Annotated in this window: 11 protein-coding genes and 1 other RNA gene; 7 read left to right on the top strand and 5 right to left on the bottom strand. The window is 72.5% G+C overall.

The window, feature by feature from the left end; genetic code table 11:
* Window positions 1–99: 99 nt before the first annotated feature.
* Complete coding sequence (map, locus tag C3V41_RS02565) at window positions 100–1002, top strand: type I methionyl aminopeptidase (protein ID WP_106108974.1); 903 nt, start codon at window positions 100–102, stop codon at window positions 1000–1002.
* Between the two features lie 157 nt (window positions 1003–1159).
* Window positions 1160–2416, top strand: coding sequence for a hypothetical protein (locus C3V41_RS14140; RefSeq protein WP_106108973.1), 1257 nt, complete (start codon window positions 1160–1162; stop codon window positions 2414–2416).
* 54 nt (window positions 2417–2470) lie between these two features.
* Here the strand turns inward: C3V41_RS14140 and rnpB are convergent.
* From rnpB to C3V41_RS02535, 5 genes are all read right to left on the bottom strand, one after another.
* Window positions 2471–2836: RNase P RNA component class A (rnpB, locus tag C3V41_RS02555), an RNA gene on the bottom strand.
* Window positions 2837–2919: 83 nt separating this feature from the next.
* Entirely contained in the window at window positions 2920–3654 is a 735-nt protein-coding gene (locus C3V41_RS02550) for a zinc ribbon domain-containing protein (RefSeq protein WP_106108972.1), read from the bottom strand.
* Window positions 3655–3665: 11 nt separating this feature from the next.
* Window positions 3666–4535, bottom strand: coding sequence for a Nif3-like dinuclear metal center hexameric protein (locus C3V41_RS02545; RefSeq protein WP_106108971.1), 870 nt, complete (start codon window positions 4533–4535; stop codon window positions 3666–3668).
* 142 nt (window positions 4536–4677) lie between these two features.
* Entirely contained in the window at window positions 4678–6645 is a 1968-nt protein-coding gene (dnaG, locus tag C3V41_RS02540; protein WP_106108970.1) for a DNA primase, read from the bottom strand.
* A 216-nt stretch (window positions 6646–6861) separates the two neighbouring features.
* Window positions 6862–8259 carry a deoxyguanosinetriphosphate triphosphohydrolase gene (locus C3V41_RS02535; RefSeq protein ID WP_106108969.1) on the bottom strand — a complete coding sequence of 466 codons (1398 nt, stop codon included), beginning with the start codon at window positions 8257–8259 and terminating at the stop codon, window positions 6862–6864.
* A gap of 145 nt (window positions 8260–8404) precedes the next feature.
* On the opposite strand from C3V41_RS02535, the gene C3V41_RS02530 reads away from it, so the two are divergent.
* The 5 genes from C3V41_RS02530 to C3V41_RS02510 all read left to right on the top strand — a co-directional run bounded on the left by C3V41_RS02530 (window position 8405) and on the right by C3V41_RS02510 (window position 15802).
* The gene (locus C3V41_RS02530; RefSeq protein ID WP_106108968.1) at window positions 8405–9640 is read left to right on the top strand and encodes a glycosidase; all 1236 of its coding nucleotides are present in this window, start codon (window positions 8405–8407) and stop codon (window positions 9638–9640) included.
* Between the two features lie 220 nt (window positions 9641–9860).
* Window positions 9861–11150 carry a sugar ABC transporter substrate-binding protein gene (locus C3V41_RS02525; protein WP_106108967.1) on the top strand — a complete coding sequence of 430 codons (1290 nt, stop codon included), beginning with the start codon at window positions 9861–9863 and terminating at the stop codon, window positions 11148–11150.
* Window positions 11151–11239: 89 nt separating this feature from the next.
* Window positions 11240–12817: an ABC transporter permease subunit gene (locus C3V41_RS02520; protein WP_106108966.1), complete on the top strand. Its 1578-nt coding sequence runs from the start codon at window positions 11240–11242 to the stop codon at window positions 12815–12817.
* 21 nt (window positions 12818–12838) lie between these two features.
* Window positions 12839–13753, top strand: a complete 915-nt coding sequence (locus C3V41_RS02515; protein WP_106108965.1) for a sugar ABC transporter permease — start codon at window positions 12839–12841, stop codon at window positions 13751–13753.
* 108 nt (window positions 13754–13861) lie between these two features.
* Window positions 13862–15802 carry an alpha-amylase family glycosyl hydrolase gene (locus tag C3V41_RS02510; protein ID WP_106108964.1) on the top strand — a complete coding sequence of 647 codons (1941 nt, stop codon included), beginning with the start codon at window positions 13862–13864 and terminating at the stop codon, window positions 15800–15802.
* The last annotated feature ends 50 nt before the right edge of the window (window positions 15803–15852 follow it).

Here is a 15852-nt window from a genome sequence, read left to right as displayed (position 1 = left end):
GGCCCCGACACGGGCGGGGATGCTTGTCCACGCAGGTCAGAGCCTCGGACCTCAGGACGTGGACCCCGGCACGGGCGGGGGTGCTCCTATGCTGGGCCCATGACCCACGGCACCCGCCCCCACCCCGACGAGCTGGCCGACCGCGCCCCGCGCGGCACCCTCGTCCCCGGCACCCTGTCCGCCCCGAGGCACGTCCCCCGCTCCATCGCCCGTCCCGAGTACATGTTCCACCGCGGGCCCGAGCACGTGACCGCCTCCGACGTCAAGGACGCGGAGACGGTCGAGCGGATCCGGCGCGCCGGGCGCGTCGCCGCCCGGGCCCTGGCCGAGGCCGCGGCGGCGATCGCCCCGGGGGTGACCACCGACGAGCTGGACAGGATCGCCCACGAGTACATGTGCGACCACGGGGCCTACCCCTCCTGCCTGGGCTACATGGGCTTCCCCAAGTCGATCTGCACCTCGGTCAACGAGGTCATCTGCCACGGCATCCCCGACTCCACGGTCCTTAAGGAGGGGGACCTGGTCAATATCGACGTGACCGCCTACCTCGACGGCGTCCACGGGGACACCAACGCCACCTTCCCGGTGGGGCAGGTGGACCCGGAGACCTCACGGCTCATCGAGCGCACCCGCACCGCCATGGAACGCGGCATCAAGGCGGTACGGCCAGGTCGTGAGATCAACGTCATCGGCCGCGTCATCGAGGCCTGGGCGCGCCGCTTCGACTACGGGGTGGTGCGCGACTACACCGGGCACGGCGTGGGTGAGGCCTTCCACTCCGGCCTCATTATCCCCCACTACGACGCCGCCCCCCTCTATGCCGACGTCATGGAGGTTGGTATGGTCTTCACCATCGAGCCCATGCTCACCCTGGGCGGCATCGAGTGGGAGCAGTGGGACGACGGCTGGACCGTCGTGACCAAGGACCGCTCCCGGACCGCCCAGTTCGAGCACACCCTGGTGGTCACCGAGGACGGGGCGGAGGTCCTGACCCTGCCCTGAGCCCCCGGCACCACCCCTGGCCGCCCGGGACGGTCGTCCTGGGCGCAACCGCACCGACACGGCACGCCGTTACCGTGCGGTGACCCTTCTTGAACAGGTAGATTCACCGCCATCACCGCTCGACGACGTCGAGCCCCGTCCCATCCGGAGGTTTCCCATGGCCCTGCGCTTCAACCCACCACCGAACTGGCCGGCGCCGCCGGAGGGGTTCGTGCCGCCACCAGGCTGGCAGCCGGACCCCGCGTGGGGGCCTGCGCCCGAGGGCTGGCAGGTCTGGATCGACGACGCCGCACCGGTGGCCACCCCCACCGGGGTGAGCGCCTCCGCCCCCTCGGCCTCTGACGCCGGCCCCTACGCGGCGGGCCCCGCCGACGCCTCCGCCACGGCCGTCTACGACGCCCCCACCCAGGCCATGGGCCAGTCCGCCGCGGCGGCCATGAGCGGCGTGTCGGCCCCCATGGTCGGCTCGGCCCCGGTGGCCTCCGCGTCCTCGGCCCCCTCGGCGAGCCCCTACGCGGCCATGGACTCCTCCTCCCCCTACGGGGGCGCCGCCCCCGGCTCCCCCAACACCCCCTTCCCGGGTGGAGCCCCCGCGGTGGGCGGACCAGCGGGGCCGGGGGGCCCGGTCCCGCCGAGCACCTGGCAGCCCGCCCCCGGTGGCGGCAGCCCCAAGAAGGTCACCCAGCAGTGGTGGTTCTGGCTGCTGGCGGTGGGCCTGCCCGTGGTCCTGGTCATTGGCGTCGTGGTGGCCGTGTACGCCAGCAGCGACGGTGACCCCAAGGCCGACCCCACCACGACCAGCACCCCCGCCCAGCCCGAGCCCGGGCCCACCACCACACCTGCCCCGGCGCCCGGCCCCACCACCGGCCCCACCACCGGCCCCGCCCCCAAGCCCAACCCCGGCAACAGCGCCACCCCCAGCTCGGACCCGGGCACGCTGATCACCCCGGGAAGCCAGGGCACGACCATGGACAACCCGCTCGACCCCACGACCACCTCGGTGACCATGGGCCAGAGCAAGTACAGCTCGAACCCTGACGCCACCATCGAGCTCTCCCTGGGGGCCGTGGAGTGGAACGCCACCGACTCGGTCAAGGCCGCGGCGAGCAAGTACAGCTACGAGGAGCCCCCGGCGGGCAAGGTCTACATCCGCGTGCCGGTGAACGTGACCTACCACGGCTCGGGCCAGATGAGCTCCTACGACGTGTCCATTGACTACGTCCACAACGGCAACACCACGGAGGCCAAGAGCATCTACTCCGCCAAGGACGAGTTCCAGAGGCAGTCCATGCCCCGTGACGGCGGCAACGTCACCGGCTACTTCACCTTCCTCATCGACCAGTCCGCGGTCAACTCCGGGGTCTTCGCGGTCTCCTACCACCACGGCACCGAGCTGTACTTCTCCGCCAAGTAGTCCAGCGCATGCGACAACCGCGGCCCCCGGTACAAAACCGGGGGCCGCGGCCTTGCGGTGAGCCGACCTGTACGCCGGGTTCTGTTGCCGCAGGCTCGCCCGCGGTGGCGACCATTCCTCTTGGGCCACCATTGCTGGTGGTCTCACGCGACCTACCCGCAGGCTCGGGCGGGCAGCCCTCGGACGCCTGCTGTGCGGTCTTGCTCCGGGTGGGGTTTACCGAGCCGCGCCGGTCACCCGGCGCGCTGGTGGGCTCTTACCCCGCCGTTTCACCCTGACCAGGCTCTGCCTGGCGGTCTGTTCTCTGTGGCACTGTCCCGCGGGTCACCCCGGGTGGCCGTTAGCCACCACCCTGCCCTGTGGAGCCCGGACGTTCCTCAGCCCACTATTCGGTGGTACCGCGGCCGCCCGGTCGGCTCGTCCGCACCCTGACTCTAGCCGACCCCGCCGCCCGGGGCCAGGGCCGGGCGGCTGGCCATTCCAGGGCCGGGCGGCCAGCTGGCTCAGGGCTCCATACGCACCACAATGACGTCATTGTCCTCGGCGTGGACGACGGCGTCCAGGGGGGCGGCGGCGATACGGGCCAGCTCCTGGGGGCCGATCTCGACGGTCCCGCCCTCCAGGCGGCTGCCGTACAGGGCGACGGCGCCCAGGCCGCCGGTGGCCGCACGCACCCGCTCGTACTCCGCGAGCAGGTCGGCGTCGATCCTGGCGGCCAGGTCGTCCCGGGACCGCTGGACACGTGAGCGCTCGGCGTCCAGGCGCTCGAAGGCGGCGTCGCGCTCGGCCGTCATCTCCCGGCCCTCGGCGCGGATCCCGGCCTCCTGGGCGGCCAGGTCGTCCAGGCGGGCCTGCGCGGTCTCCAGGGCCTCCAGGGCCTCCAGCTGCGCGTCCTCCAGCACCCCCTGACGCCGTCCCAGCTGGTCGATCTCCCCCTGGATGGCGGGCAGGTCCCGGGCGGGGGCGGCCCCGGAGTGGAGGCGCTCACGCAGGACCTGGGCGCGTCGGGTCACCTGGGCCACGTCCTGCTCGCAGCGGGCGGCCCGCTCGCGGGCCTCGTCCAGGGCCGCGCCAGCGGCGGCGGCGTCGCGGCGGTTCCTCCTGAGCCGCTCCACCGTGGCCTCGATACGACGCAGCACCGGCAGGTCGTGGCGCTCGTGGGACAGACGCGCCAGGTCGGCGTCCAGGCGCGCCAGGTCGATCAGCAGCCGCTGCTGGGCAAGGGGGGCGCTCGTCACGGTCGTGGTCCTTACTCTGGGGGCTCCGGGGCGGGGTCCGCGTCCGTCACGCCCGTGGACAGGCGCAGGGCCCAGGGGTCGGTGACGAGCACGGACACGTACGTGGTGAGTGTACGTCCCCGGGCGGCCGCGCCGTGCTCCAGGTACCGGGCGAGCGGGGGCAGGCCCACCCACTCGGTGGCCCAGTGGGTGCCGCACAGCAGGTAGGGGCGGCCCTCCTCCAGGTGCTCGCTGGCCGGGTGGTGGCGCAGGTCGGCGGTGAGGAAGACGTCGGCCCCGCTGGCGCGGGCGGCCCCCAGCAGGGAGTCCCCGGCACCCCCGCTGACGGCGACCCGGCGGACGGTGGCCTGCAGGTCCCCGCCCACCAGCAGGCCCGGGGCGGAGTCGGGCAGGGCGGCGGCGACGCGGTGGGCCAGGTCGCGCAGGGTGGTAGCCTCCTCCAGGTCCCCCACCCGACCTATTCCCAGGTGGGGTGCGCCGGGCGCGGGCTCCAGGGGGACGGTGCGCCCCAGGCCCACGGTCGCGGCCAGGGCCTCGGCCACGCCCCCGGCGGCCGCGTCCCAGGTGGTGTGCGCGTTGGCCAGGGCGACCCCGGCCCGGACGAGCCGGTGGACGCAGCATCCCTTGGCGTCGGTGGCGCTGACGTGGTCGGTGCCGCGCAGGTAGAGGGGGTGGTGGGTGACCACCATGTCCACGCCCCGCTCCAGCGCCTCGTCGACGACGGCGGTGACGGGGTCCACGGCCAGGAGCACCGAGCAGACCGGATCAGCGGGGTCCCCGCAGATGAGCTGGTTGGAGTCCCAGGGCTCGGCCAGCTCGGGCGGGGCGGCCTGGCGCAGGGTGCTCAGGACGTCGGCGACGGTGAGGGGCTTGGTGTCCACGCCCCCAGGCTAGCGGCTGGCGGCCCCCGGTGGGGCCGGTCCGCTACCGGCGGCCGCCCGGCCCCGTGGGGCGACGGACGGCCGCCGACGTGGAGGCTGCCCTGACCGAGCCGGTCCCCGGGGCCGCGGGGCGAGGGCCCGCCTAGCGCCTGAGTATCTGCTGACGGCGGTTCTCCAGCCCGACGATCTCCTCGAAGAGCTCCCGGTAGCCGTCCTCGGTGGGGGACATGCGCCGCTGGCGGGCCCGCAGGGCGGCCAGGCGCCGGTTGACCTCCGTGGCGGCCAGGGCGCCGCAGACCCCGGCCGCGTAGCGGCGCACCGCCTCGTCCTGGTCGCGGTCGGCGCGGGAGGCCTGCACCGGCAGGGGGGCCACCGCCAGCTCGGTCACCGCCGCGGCGACCTGGGCCAGGGGCGCCTCGGCGCGGATCCGCTCCACCCAGTGGGTGGTGGCCCGGGCGACCGCCTCGGGACGGGACAGGCCGGCGGCGGTCGCCCGGTCCACCAGGTCGTTGACGGCGCCCACGCCCCCGCCCGCGGCCACGGCCTCGTAGACGGTCCGGTGCACGGGCTGGGAGAAGGCCTCCGGGCCCAGGTCGTCCGCCCCGACCTCGGCGGCGAGCACCGGGACCTGGACCATGACCTCCAGGACCTGGCGCTCGAGCTGGGTGACGGGGTCGGTGGGCGGGGGCAGGGCCCCGGCCGGGGGCGCGGGCACCAGCCCCGGCTCCTCCTCGTAGCGGCGCTGGCGCCGCTGCACCTGGCGCACGGAGGCGACCGCCTCCTCCTCGGGCATCCCCACCCACCCCGCCAGGCGGCGGGTGTACTCCCGGCGCAGGGCCAGGTCACGGATCCCGGCCACCACGGGGGCGGCGGCCCGCAGCCCGGCGACCCGCCCCTCGGCGGTGTCCAGGTTGAGGTCGTCCAGGGCGGCGCGGATGACGAACTCGAACAGGGGCACACGGCGCTCCAGCAGGCGGGGGATACCTAAGTCCCCCTCCGCCAGGCGCAGGTCGCAGGGGTCCAGGCCGCGGGTGTCCACGGCCACGAAGGTCTGGGCGGCGAAGCGCTGGTCCTCGGCGTAGGCGCGCAGGGCGGCCTTGCGCCCGGCGGCGTCGCCGTCGAAGGTGAAGACGACCTCCCCCCCGCGGGCCCGGTTGCCGGCGATGACCCCGGCGGAGGGGTCGGCCACGTCCCCCAGGAGCCGGCGCACCAGGCGGGTGTGCCCCTCCCCGAAGGCGGTCCCGCAGGTGGCCACGGCGGTGGTGACCCCGGAGAGGTGGGCGGCCATGACGTCGGTGTAGCCCTCGACGATGACGACCTGGTGGCTGCGGGCGATCTCCTTCTTGGCCAGGTCCAGGCCGTAGAGGACCTGCCCCTTGTGGTAGACCGGGGTCTCGGGGGTGTTGAGGTACTTGGGGCCCTGGTCGGCCTCGGAGAGCCTCCGGGCCCCAAAGCCTATGGTGGCCCCCGTCACGTCTCGTATGGGCCAGATGAGGCGGTCACGGAAGCGGTCGTAGACGCGGGCGCCGCTGGACCGGGAGCACAGCCCGGACTCCACCAGCTCGTGCTCGGTGTAGCCGGCGTCGCGCAGGCGGCGGGCCAGGTTGTCCCAGCCCGCGGGGGCGTAGCCGACGGCGAAGTGGGCGGCGGCGAGGCGGTCGAAGCCGCGCCCGGTCAGGAAGTCGCGGGCCGCCTGGGCCTGGGGGGTGGCCAGCTGCTCGGTGAAGAAGGCCTCGGCCAGCCGGTTGGCGTCCAGGAGGCGCTGGCGGGTGCCCGGCTCCACGCCCCGGCGCACTCCCCCGCCCTCCTCGTAGCGCAGCTGGACGCCGGTCCGCCCCGCCAGGTACTCCACCGCCTCGGTAAAGGACAGGTGGTGGATCTTCTCCACGAAGGCGATGACGTCCCCGCCCTCCCCGCACCCGAAGCAGTGGAACAGGCCCAGCTGGGGGCGCACGTGGAAGGAGGGGGTGCGCTCGTCGTGGAAGGGGCACAGTCCCTTGAGACTGCCCACGCCGGCGGGCTTGAGGGTGACGTGCTCCCCGGCGACGTCCTCGATGCGGGCGCGCTCACGCACCGCCTCAATGTCCTCGCGCTTGATCAGTCCCGCCATGGGCCCATCCTAGGGCGTGCGCCCCGGGGCGGGCGGTGCGGGACGGCGGGCCCCAGGCGGGGCGCAGGGGTCACGGCCCCAGGTAGTGCGGGCCGTCGCGGCCCCGGGCGGGGGACGCGGCCCTGCTGGAGGAGGCGCGGATCGAGTACGCCGGCGGCCCCCAGGCCGGGGCGGACTGCACGGCGCTCAGCCTCCCACGAGGGACAAGAGGGACACCTAGATGGCGGAGAACATGCCGCACAGGCGGGCGTGCCAGCTGCGGGCCGAGGTGTCGGTCAGTGAGGCGAGCTGGTCCACTACCACGCGCAGGCGGCCGCCCTCGTCCCGGGCCCGGTGCCAGCCCTCGGCGAAGAGCGGGTCCAGGTGGGACCCGCCGGAGCCCATGAGGACGTCGGCCAGGTCGAACAGGGTGGTGCGCTGGCGCAGGTAGACCGGCTCGTGCTCACGGGGGGCCATGACGTAGCGCACGGCGGCCCCTTTGAGGACCAGGATCTCGGCGGCGGTGTCCGCGGGGACGACGAGGTCGGCGGCGTAGCGGGTCAGGTCCCCGTCCCCGAAGGCCTGGCGGGTGGCGGCGGCCACGGCGGAGACGAACCGGCCGATGAGCTGGCTGGTGAGGTTCTTTAAGGCGGCGGCGTCGACCAGCCCCCCGTCGTAGGAGCGGATCCAGGCCGGGTCGGCGGCCAGGCGCTCCCAGGCCGCCCCCAGGGCGTCGCGGCCCACCGCCTCCCCGTACCAGCCCCGGGTGGCCTCCACCACGGACTCGACCTCCCGGGGGCCCAGGGCAGAGGGGTCCATGAGACCCAGGGCGATGGCGTCCTCCACGTCGTGCACCGAGTAGGCCACGTCGTCGGACAGGTCCATGACCTGGGCCTCCAGGCAGCGGCGCTGCCCGGGGGCGTCGGTACGCACCCACGTGAAGGCGGCCTGGTCCTCGGCGTAGACGGAGTACTTGCGCGCGCTCCTGCCCCGGGCTCCCCCGGGTCCCCGGCCCCGGGCCCAGGGGTACTTGGCCACGGCGTCCAGGACGGCCCGGGTGAGGTTCAGGCCCACCGAGCCCCCGGCGGCGTCCAGGGTCTTGGGCTCCAGTCGGGTGAGGATCCGGAAGGTCTGGGCGTTGCCCTCGAACCCGCCGATGCCGGCGGCCACGGTGTCCAGGGCCCGCTCGCCGTTGTGCCCGAACGGCGGGTGGCCCAGGTCGTGGGACAGGCAGGCGGCGTCGACCACGTCCGGGTCGCAGCCCAGGGCCTGGGCCACGGCGCGACCCACCTGGGCCACCTCCAGGGAGTGGGTCAGGCGGGTGCGCGCGAAGTCGTCGCTGCCCGGGCCCAGGACCTGGGTCTTGGCGCCCAGGCGGCGCAGCGCCGAGGAGTGCAGGACCCGGGCGCGGTCACGCTCAAAGGGCGTGCGCGCGGAGTGGCTGTGGTCCTCGGGCACCCGGCGCTCGGTGTCGTGGCAGGTGTACCCGCCCCCAGGCGGACGGCACGGGCCCGCGTCAGGTGGGACGGCGTCAGGCGGGCCAGCGGCGGGTAGGACTGCGTCAGGCAGGCCCGCGTCGGGCGGGTCGGCGGGCGGGGGGTCCGTGTGCGGTCCCACAGGCGAGGTCTTCTGCATGTCCACACGGTAGTGCCGGTCGCGCTACCATAACGTCAACCACCCGACGTGAGGCCGTGGCCTCGTGGTCTGGCACTAGCGTCATACTGCGGCCCGCCTCCCCGGGGTCACCGTCCGGGTTCCCCACCCGGAGGAAGGGAGTACTGTGACCACGACGACGACCACCCTCGTCCACCGCCCGTACAACGGGCCGTCGCAGTGGTGGCGGGAGGGGCTCGTGTACGAGGTCATATCCCCCGAGGTCACCGCCGACGACCTGCGCGGCGCCCTGGACGACCTCGCCCACGTCAGCTCCCTGGGCTTCCAGACGCTCCTGGTGCGCCCCGCCTGGGTGGATCCGGACGCGGAGAAGGACGTCGAGGCGTTACGGGCCTTTATCGCCAGGGCCCACGAACGCGGCCTGAGGGTCATTACCCGCGTCTCGGGGGCGCTGGGGCCGGTCACCGGCCGCTCCGCCCGTGAGCCCAACCCCGTGGTCATGGGGCGCGAGTCCCTGGGCCCGGGGCTGCTGCGGCGCGCCGAGGCCTTCCTGGAGGCGGGCTCCGACGGCGTGGACCTGGGCACGATCGTCCCCCCGCAGGTGACCGGCCGGACCGACCTGGAGCGTATCTCGGGCTACGTCTCGGCCATCCAGGCCCTCCTGGTGGAGTACGCCCCCGAGGGGATCCTGGGCGCGGACGTCTCGGCGGGCTACCCCCAGAACCTGCGCCACCACCTCCAGGACGACTGGTTCCACCACCTGCGCGACGACTCCTTCATGCTGGTGCGGTGGGACGCGGGCTCCATCACCCGGCACATCTCTCGGTCCCTGCGCGAGCACGACCGGTTCGGCGCCCCGCCCATGTGGCGCGTCCTGCCCAGCTACGCCCTGGGTCCCGAGACCGACCCCGGTGACGGGCGCCGGTGGTTCGCCGTGGACGCCGACACCCGCGTCCGCCGGGCCCTGGCCCTCCAGACCCTCATGCTCTCCCTGCCCGGCGTGGTCTACGTCCGCCAGGGCGACGAGGTCTGCCTGGGCGAGGAGGTACGCGACCTGCGCCCCACCGACCTGGCCCGGGTCATCGCCCAGACCCTGGTCGGCCAGACCTACCAGTTCTGCTCCCCGCTGGAGACCATCCGCTACGCCGCGAGCCTGCGCCGCGAGCGGGGCCTGGCCAACGCCCCCCTGGCCTTTGTCACCGGGGTGGGGTGGTGCCCCCCGGGCGTGCTGACCCTCCTGGTCCGTGACGCCCTGGTGCTGGTCAACACCACCCAGGAGGCGGTCGTGCTGCCCGCGGGGGCCAAGGTGCTGCTCTCCTCCCACATGCTGGACCAGTCCGACGGCATCCTCAGGGTGCCCCCCACCACGACGGTCTGGCTGCGCTCCAGCACGGTGCGCTAGGCCCCGGCGCGCCACCCCGCCACCTCGCCTGGGTCCCTTGCGCCCCGCGCCGCCCCGGCACGCCGCCTGGCCCCGGGGCGGCGCGCAGGCGTGCCCGGCCGAGGGGCCCGTGCAAGGAGTTGTTCCAAAGCTCTTGCAATCCTTGCACGAAGGAGTTACATTCGTCTCACCGGGCGCACCGTCCCCCCACCCACTACCTCCGATTCGAAGGAGAATCACGGTGATCCTCAACCGCCGGTCGTTCCTGTCCGTGACCGCCATCGCCGCCACCCTCACCGCAGCGGCCTGCTCAAGCGACGACTCCACCACCTCCGGATCCTCCTCCGGCCCCACCGACGCCCCCAGCGCCCAGGCCTCCGGTGAGCCCGTGGTCCACGACGCCGCCGTCGACCTCGTTATCTGGGCCGACCAGAAGAAGGCCGACTCACTGACCGAATTCGCCAAGAAGTGGGGCGAGCAGCAGGGCATCACGGTGACGGTCCAGACGGTCGCCAATGACCTCCAGTCCAACTTCATCACCGCGAACCAGGCGGGCAACGGGCCCGACGTGGTCCTCGGCGCCCACGACTGGATCGGCAACCTCGTCCAGAACGGCTCCATCCTGCCCATCGCGCTCTCCGCGGAGGCCCGGGCCAACTACACCGACATCGCGCTCCGGGCCGTCGCCTACGAGGGCCAGACCTACGGCGTCCCCTACTCCGTGGAGACCCTGGCCCTGTTCGTCAACAAGGCCCTGACCTCCGTGACCGCCCCCGCGACCATTGAGGAGCTGGTGACCGCCGGCCAGGCCGCGGGCACCGAGGTCGTCCTGTCCCTGCCCGTCGGCGAGAAGGGCGACGCCTACAACATGGAGCCCATCTACACCGCCGCCGGCGGCTACCTGTTCGGCAAGGACGCCAACGGCGGCTACCTCGCCGGCGACCTCGGCGTGGGCGGCGAGGGCTCGATCGCGGCCGCCAAGAAGATCGGCGCCCTCGGCGCCGAGGGCGTGCTCAGGAACTCGATCACCATCGACAACGCGATCTCCCTGTTCACCGAGGGCAAGGCCCCCTACCTGATCTCCGGCCCCTGGGCGATCGCCGACATCAAGAAGGCCGGGATCAACTACACCATCGCCAAGATCCCGGGCTTCGGGGACATCGAGGGCTCCACGGCCACGCCCTTCGCCGGGGTCAACTGCTTCTACGTCGCCTCGAAGGGCAAGAACAGGGCCTTCGCCGAGACCCTCGTGGCCGACGTCGCCAAGGACTCCTCCTTCGCCGAGGCCATGTTCCCCCTCAACGAGCTCCCGCCGGCCCAGAAGGACCTGGCCGACAAGCTCAAGTCCTCCAGCCCCGACATGGCGACCATCGCCGAATTCGCCGCCGGAGCCGACCCCATGCCCGCCATCCCCGCCATGAGCGCGGTGTGGCAGCCGCTGGGCCTGGCCCAGGCCAATATCGTCAAGGGGGCCGACCCGGAGCAGACCATGAGGAGCGCCGGCGAGGAGATCAAGCGCAATATCGGCTGAACCCCCGTCACCGGAGCCCGGAATACTCCGCCCCACCCCCGCTCCTCCCCCACCTCAAGCACCACCCGTGCTAGAAAGGCTCATCGACAATGACGACATCCTCCCCCGTCGCGCCCCGGGAGAAGTCGACCAGCGTGCCCGCCATCCTCGGCCGCGTCGCGGTCCTCGCCCTCACCCTGGCCGCCGCCATCTACCTCGTGCCGCTGCTCATCAAGTTCCAGATGTGGGCGTGGCTCGTGATCGTGCTGCTGGCGGCCGCGGCGATCTTCGCCCTGTACTCCACCAAGCGCTTCATCCCCGGCAAGTACCTGTTCCCCGGATCCTTCTTCCTCGCGGTCTTCCTCATCGTCCCCATCGTCATGACGGTGCAGACCTCCTTCACCAACTTCGGCGACGGCTTCCGCAACACCAAGGAGGAGGCCATCACGACCATCACCAACAACTCGGTCGTCCAGGCACCGGATTCGCCCATCTACAACCTCACGGTCGCCACCACGGGCTCCGCCACGGGCGGCCCCTTCACCCTGTTCCTCGTCGACACGGGAACCAATGAGGTCCTGCGCGGCTCGGACGGCGAAACCGTCCAGAAGGTCGACCCCTCCACGGTCACCGTCGAGAACGGCTTCGTCACCGGGGCCGACGGCTACACCATCCTGTCCCACACGGACGTCAACAGCGCCTACGACGCGATCACCAGCCTCACGGTGCCGGTCTCGGAGACCACCACCGTCAAGGTCCAGGGGGTGAAGTCCGCCTTCGAGGGCACCAAGACCATGGTCTACGACGAGGCGGCGGACTCCATCACCAACACCGAGACCGGAGACGTCTACACGGTGCAGAAGGTCGGCATCTCCGAGTACTTCGTCAACGCGAACGGGAACAGGCTGCCCCAGTCCTGGCAGCAGAACGTCGGACTGGCGAACTACTCGCGCCTGCTGTCCGACGGCAAGATCGCCGGCCAGTTCTTCCAGGCCTTCCTGTGGACGCTGACCTTCGCCTTCGGCTCGGTCCTGCTGACCTTCATCCTCGGCTTCTTCCTGGCGCTGGTCCTCAATGACGACCGGATCAAGGGCAGGAAGCTCTACCGGTCCTTCCTCCTGCTGCCCTACGCCGTCCCCGGATTCATCTCCCTGCTCATCTGGTCGAACTTCTACAACAAGGACTTCGGCCTGATCAACCAGATGCTGCACGTGGGCATCCCCTGGCTCAGCGACCCGACCATGGCCAAGGTCGCCATTCTGCTGACCAACACCTGGATGGGCTTCCCCTACATGTTCATCGTGTGCACCGGGACCCTCCAGTCGATCTCCTCCGACGTCAAGGAGGCCGCCAAGGTCGACGGCGCCACCGGCTTCCAGGCCACGACGAAGATCATCACCCCGCTGCTGCTGGTCGCGGTCGCCCCGCTGCTGGTGAGCTCCTTCGCCTTCAACTTCAACAACTTCAACGCCATCCAGCTGCTCACCCAGGGCGGACCCTTCGCCGAGGGGGAGTACACCCGCGGCGGCACGGACATCCTCATCTCGATGATCTACCGCATCGCCTTCGGCGGCTCGGGCGCGGACTACGGCTTCGCCTCCGCGGTCTCCGTGATCCTGTTCATCATCACCGGCGTTCTCGCCGCCATCCAGTTCCGCGCCACCAGGGCGCTCGAAGACATCAACTGAGCGCGGGAAGGAAGCATCACCATGGCTAAGACCGAATCCATCACCGGCCCCGACGGCGCCCCCGAGATCGAGATGAACCGGATGCCCTTCGGGCGCTGGTTCCGCGAGATCGGCTGGCGCCACGTCATCGGCGTCCTCGCCATCCTCTTCGCGGCCTTCCCCGTGCTCTACGTCATCTCGGCCTCGTTCAACCCCCTGGGGACCGTGGCCTCGACGAGGCTCATCCCCACCCGGATCAGCCTCGTCAACTACCAGACCCTCCTGTCCGGCGCCCGCGGGCCGTTCCTGCGGTGGTACCTCAACACCATCATCGTGTGCTCCATCGTGGCGGCCTCGCAGATCTTCCTGTCCGTCCTGGCCGCCTACGCCTTCAGCCGCTTCCGCTTCAAGGGGCGCCGCGGCGGGCTGCTGGCGCTGCTGCTCATCATGATGTTCCCGGCCATCCTGTCCATGATCGCCCTGTACAACATGATCTCCCAGATCGGCGACATCGTCCCGGTCCTGGGCCTGAACACCCTCACCGGGTACTGCCTGGCCCTCATGGGCGGGGCCCTGGGCCAGGTCTGGCTCATCAAGGGCACGTTCGACACGATCCCCAGGGAGCTCGACGAGGCCGCCATTATCGACGGGTGCACCCACTGGCAGGTCTTCCGCATCATCCTGCTGCCCACGCTCAAGCCGATCCTGGCCACGACCTTCCTGCTGTCCTTCGTCGGAATTATCAGCGACTTCCTCCTGGGCTCGATCTTCCTGACCGACAACTCCAAGAAGACGCTGGCCGTGGGCCTGTACGGCCTGCTGTCCGGCGACCGGTCCAACAACCTGGGCCTGTTCGCAGCGGGCGCCGTGCTCACCATGATCCCGGTCATCGCCCTCTTCCAGTTCCTCCAGAAGTACATCGTCGGCGGCGCCACCGCCGGCGCCGTCAAGGGCTGAGGCCTGCTCCCGCTCCGGGGGCGCCACGTTCGGGTGGCGCCCCCGGACCGTTCCCCCCCGCCGTCGCGCCCGCCGCCCGCGCCCGGCCCCACGAAAGAAGGACCTCCCATGAGCCTGACGTCGCGCGCCCACCGTGCCGGGCTGGTTGACGAGCCCCACCACGACACCGGCCCCTCCTTCCTCACCGGGACGCGCCACCCCGGCGCCCGCCTCACCGCCAGGCTGTGGGTGCCCGCCGCCCGCCGCCCCGAGCAGGTCATCCTGCGCCAGGTGGTCGACGGCGAGCCCGTCGTGACCCCCATGACCCGGGCGGGCGCCACGGCGGCCGGCTCCTGGTGGCAGGGGACGGTGGCGCTCCTCAACCCCCTCAACCGCTACCGCTTCCTGCTGCTGGAGCCCCGGGGCCCCCGCCCCTACCTGTGGTACCACGCCGCGGGCCTGAGCGACCACGACGTCCCCGACGCCACCGACTTCAAGGTCCTGGCCCACGACGACGCCCCCCAGTGGGTCCTGGACGCCATCGTCTACCAGGTCTTCCCCGACCGCTTCTCCCGCTCCGGCCACCTGCGGCAGGCCCCCGACTGGGCCGTCCCCCACGCCTGGGGGACCGAGCCCCCCGACGCCGGGGACGCCGCCAGCGCCGCCTGGTACGGAGGCGACCTCGACGGCGTCGTCTCGCGGCTGGACTGGATCCGCTCCCTGGGGGCGGACACCGTCTACCTCACCCCCGTCTTCCCCGCCCGCTCCGCGCACCGCTACGACTCCACGACCTTCAGGCAGGTCGACCCGCTCCTGGGAGGGACCGCGGCCCTGACCCGGCTCAGCCGGGCCCTGCACGCCCGCGGCATGCGGCTCGTGCTGGACCTGACGACCAACCACACCGGCGTGACCCACGAGTGGTTCAGGGCGGCCACCTCCCGCCCCGACGCCCCCGAGGTCTCCTACTACTCCTTCACCCACTACCCCGACCGCTACGACGCCTGGCTGGACGTGCCCAGCCTCCCCAAGCTCAACCACCAGGACCCCGCCCTGCGCGACCTGCTGGTCAGGGGCCCCGGCTCGGTGACCGCCCAGTGGCTGACGGGGCCCGTGGAGGCCGACGGGTGGAGGGTGGACGTGGCCAATATGACCGGACGCCTGGGGCAGGTGGACCTCGCCCACCAGGTCGCCGAGGACATGCGCGCCACCATGCGCCAGGTCAGCGACACCACGGGGCGCCCCACCTGGCTGGTGGCCGAGCACGGCTACGACGCCTCCCGGGACCTGGAGGGCCCCGGGTGGCAGGGGGCCATGAACTACCTGGGCTTCACCGAGCCCCTGTGGAGCTGGCTGGGCGACCCGGACCCCGCCGACAACCTGACCTGGCTGGGCATCCCCACCTCGATCCCCCACCTGCCGGGCGACGCCGTCCTCCGGGGGGTCCGCCTGTACGCCGCCCACCTGCCCGCCAGCTCCTGGGCGCGCTCCATGAACCTCCTGTGCTCCCACGACACCCCCCGGGTACGCACCGTCGTGGGCTCCCGGGCCAACCACCTGGTGGCGGCGACGGCGCTGTTCACCGCCCCGGGGGTCCCCACCGTCTTCATGGGCGACGAGCTGGGTGCCACCGGCCGCACCGGGGAGCACTCCCGCACCACCATGCCCTGGGCGGACGGCGGCGACAGCGACGGCGCGACCGTGGGCGAGCGGGGCTCCTGGGGCCCGGTGGACCAGGTCGTGCTCTCACGCTACCGCCGCCTGGCGGCCCTGCGCCGCCGTCTGGTGGCCCTGCGCCGGGGCGGGACCCGGCTCGTCCACGCCGGGCCGGACATGGTGGCGTGGACCCGTACGCACCCCGCCGGCGACGTCCTGGTGGTCCTGGCCCGCCGGGCCTGCGACAGTATCCTGGTACCCCTGCCCGCTCTGCCCGCCGGCGGGGTCGTGGAGCGCCACTGCCTGGACGGCGTGAGCGTCGTGCACGACCAGGAGGAGGCCGTCGTGCGGGTGGGTGCCACCGGCCCCGGATCCGCCGTCGTCCTCCTGGCACCACCCGGGGGACCGCGTCAGTGACGGCGACCCCTTACCGTGCCGACTCCCGGACCACCGACTAAGGACCAGTC

Origin of the sequence: Actinomyces sp. oral taxon 897 (assembly GCF_002999235.1) — a bacterium.
Classification (GTDB): Bacteria; Actinomycetota; Actinomycetes; order Actinomycetales; family Actinomycetaceae; genus Actinomyces.
This window is presented reverse-complemented; position numbering and strand designations above follow the sequence as displayed.

Excerpts from the sequence above, each read along its gene's own strand:
- C3V41_RS14140 (WP_106108973.1), top strand. The coding sequence starts at position 1,160 with ATGGCCCTGCGCTTCAACCCACCACCGAACTGGCCGGCGCCGCCGGAG.
- C3V41_RS02510 (WP_106108964.1), top strand. The coding sequence starts at position 13,862 with ATGAGCCTGACGTCGCGCGCCCACCGTGCCGGGCTGGTTGACGAGCCC.
- C3V41_RS02535 (WP_106108969.1), bottom strand. The coding sequence starts at position 8,259 with ATGCAGAAGACCTCGCCTGTGGGACCGCACACGGACCCCCCGCCCGCC.
- C3V41_RS02520 (WP_106108966.1), top strand. The coding sequence starts at position 11,240 with ATGACGACATCCTCCCCCGTCGCGCCCCGGGAGAAGTCGACCAGCGTG.
- C3V41_RS02515 (WP_106108965.1), top strand. The coding sequence starts at position 12,839 with ATGGCTAAGACCGAATCCATCACCGGCCCCGACGGCGCCCCCGAGATC.
- dnaG (WP_106108970.1), bottom strand. The coding sequence starts at position 6,645 with ATGGCGGGACTGATCAAGCGCGAGGACATTGAGGCGGTGCGTGAGCGC.
- map (WP_106108974.1), top strand. The coding sequence starts at position 100 with ATGACCCACGGCACCCGCCCCCACCCCGACGAGCTGGCCGACCGCGCC.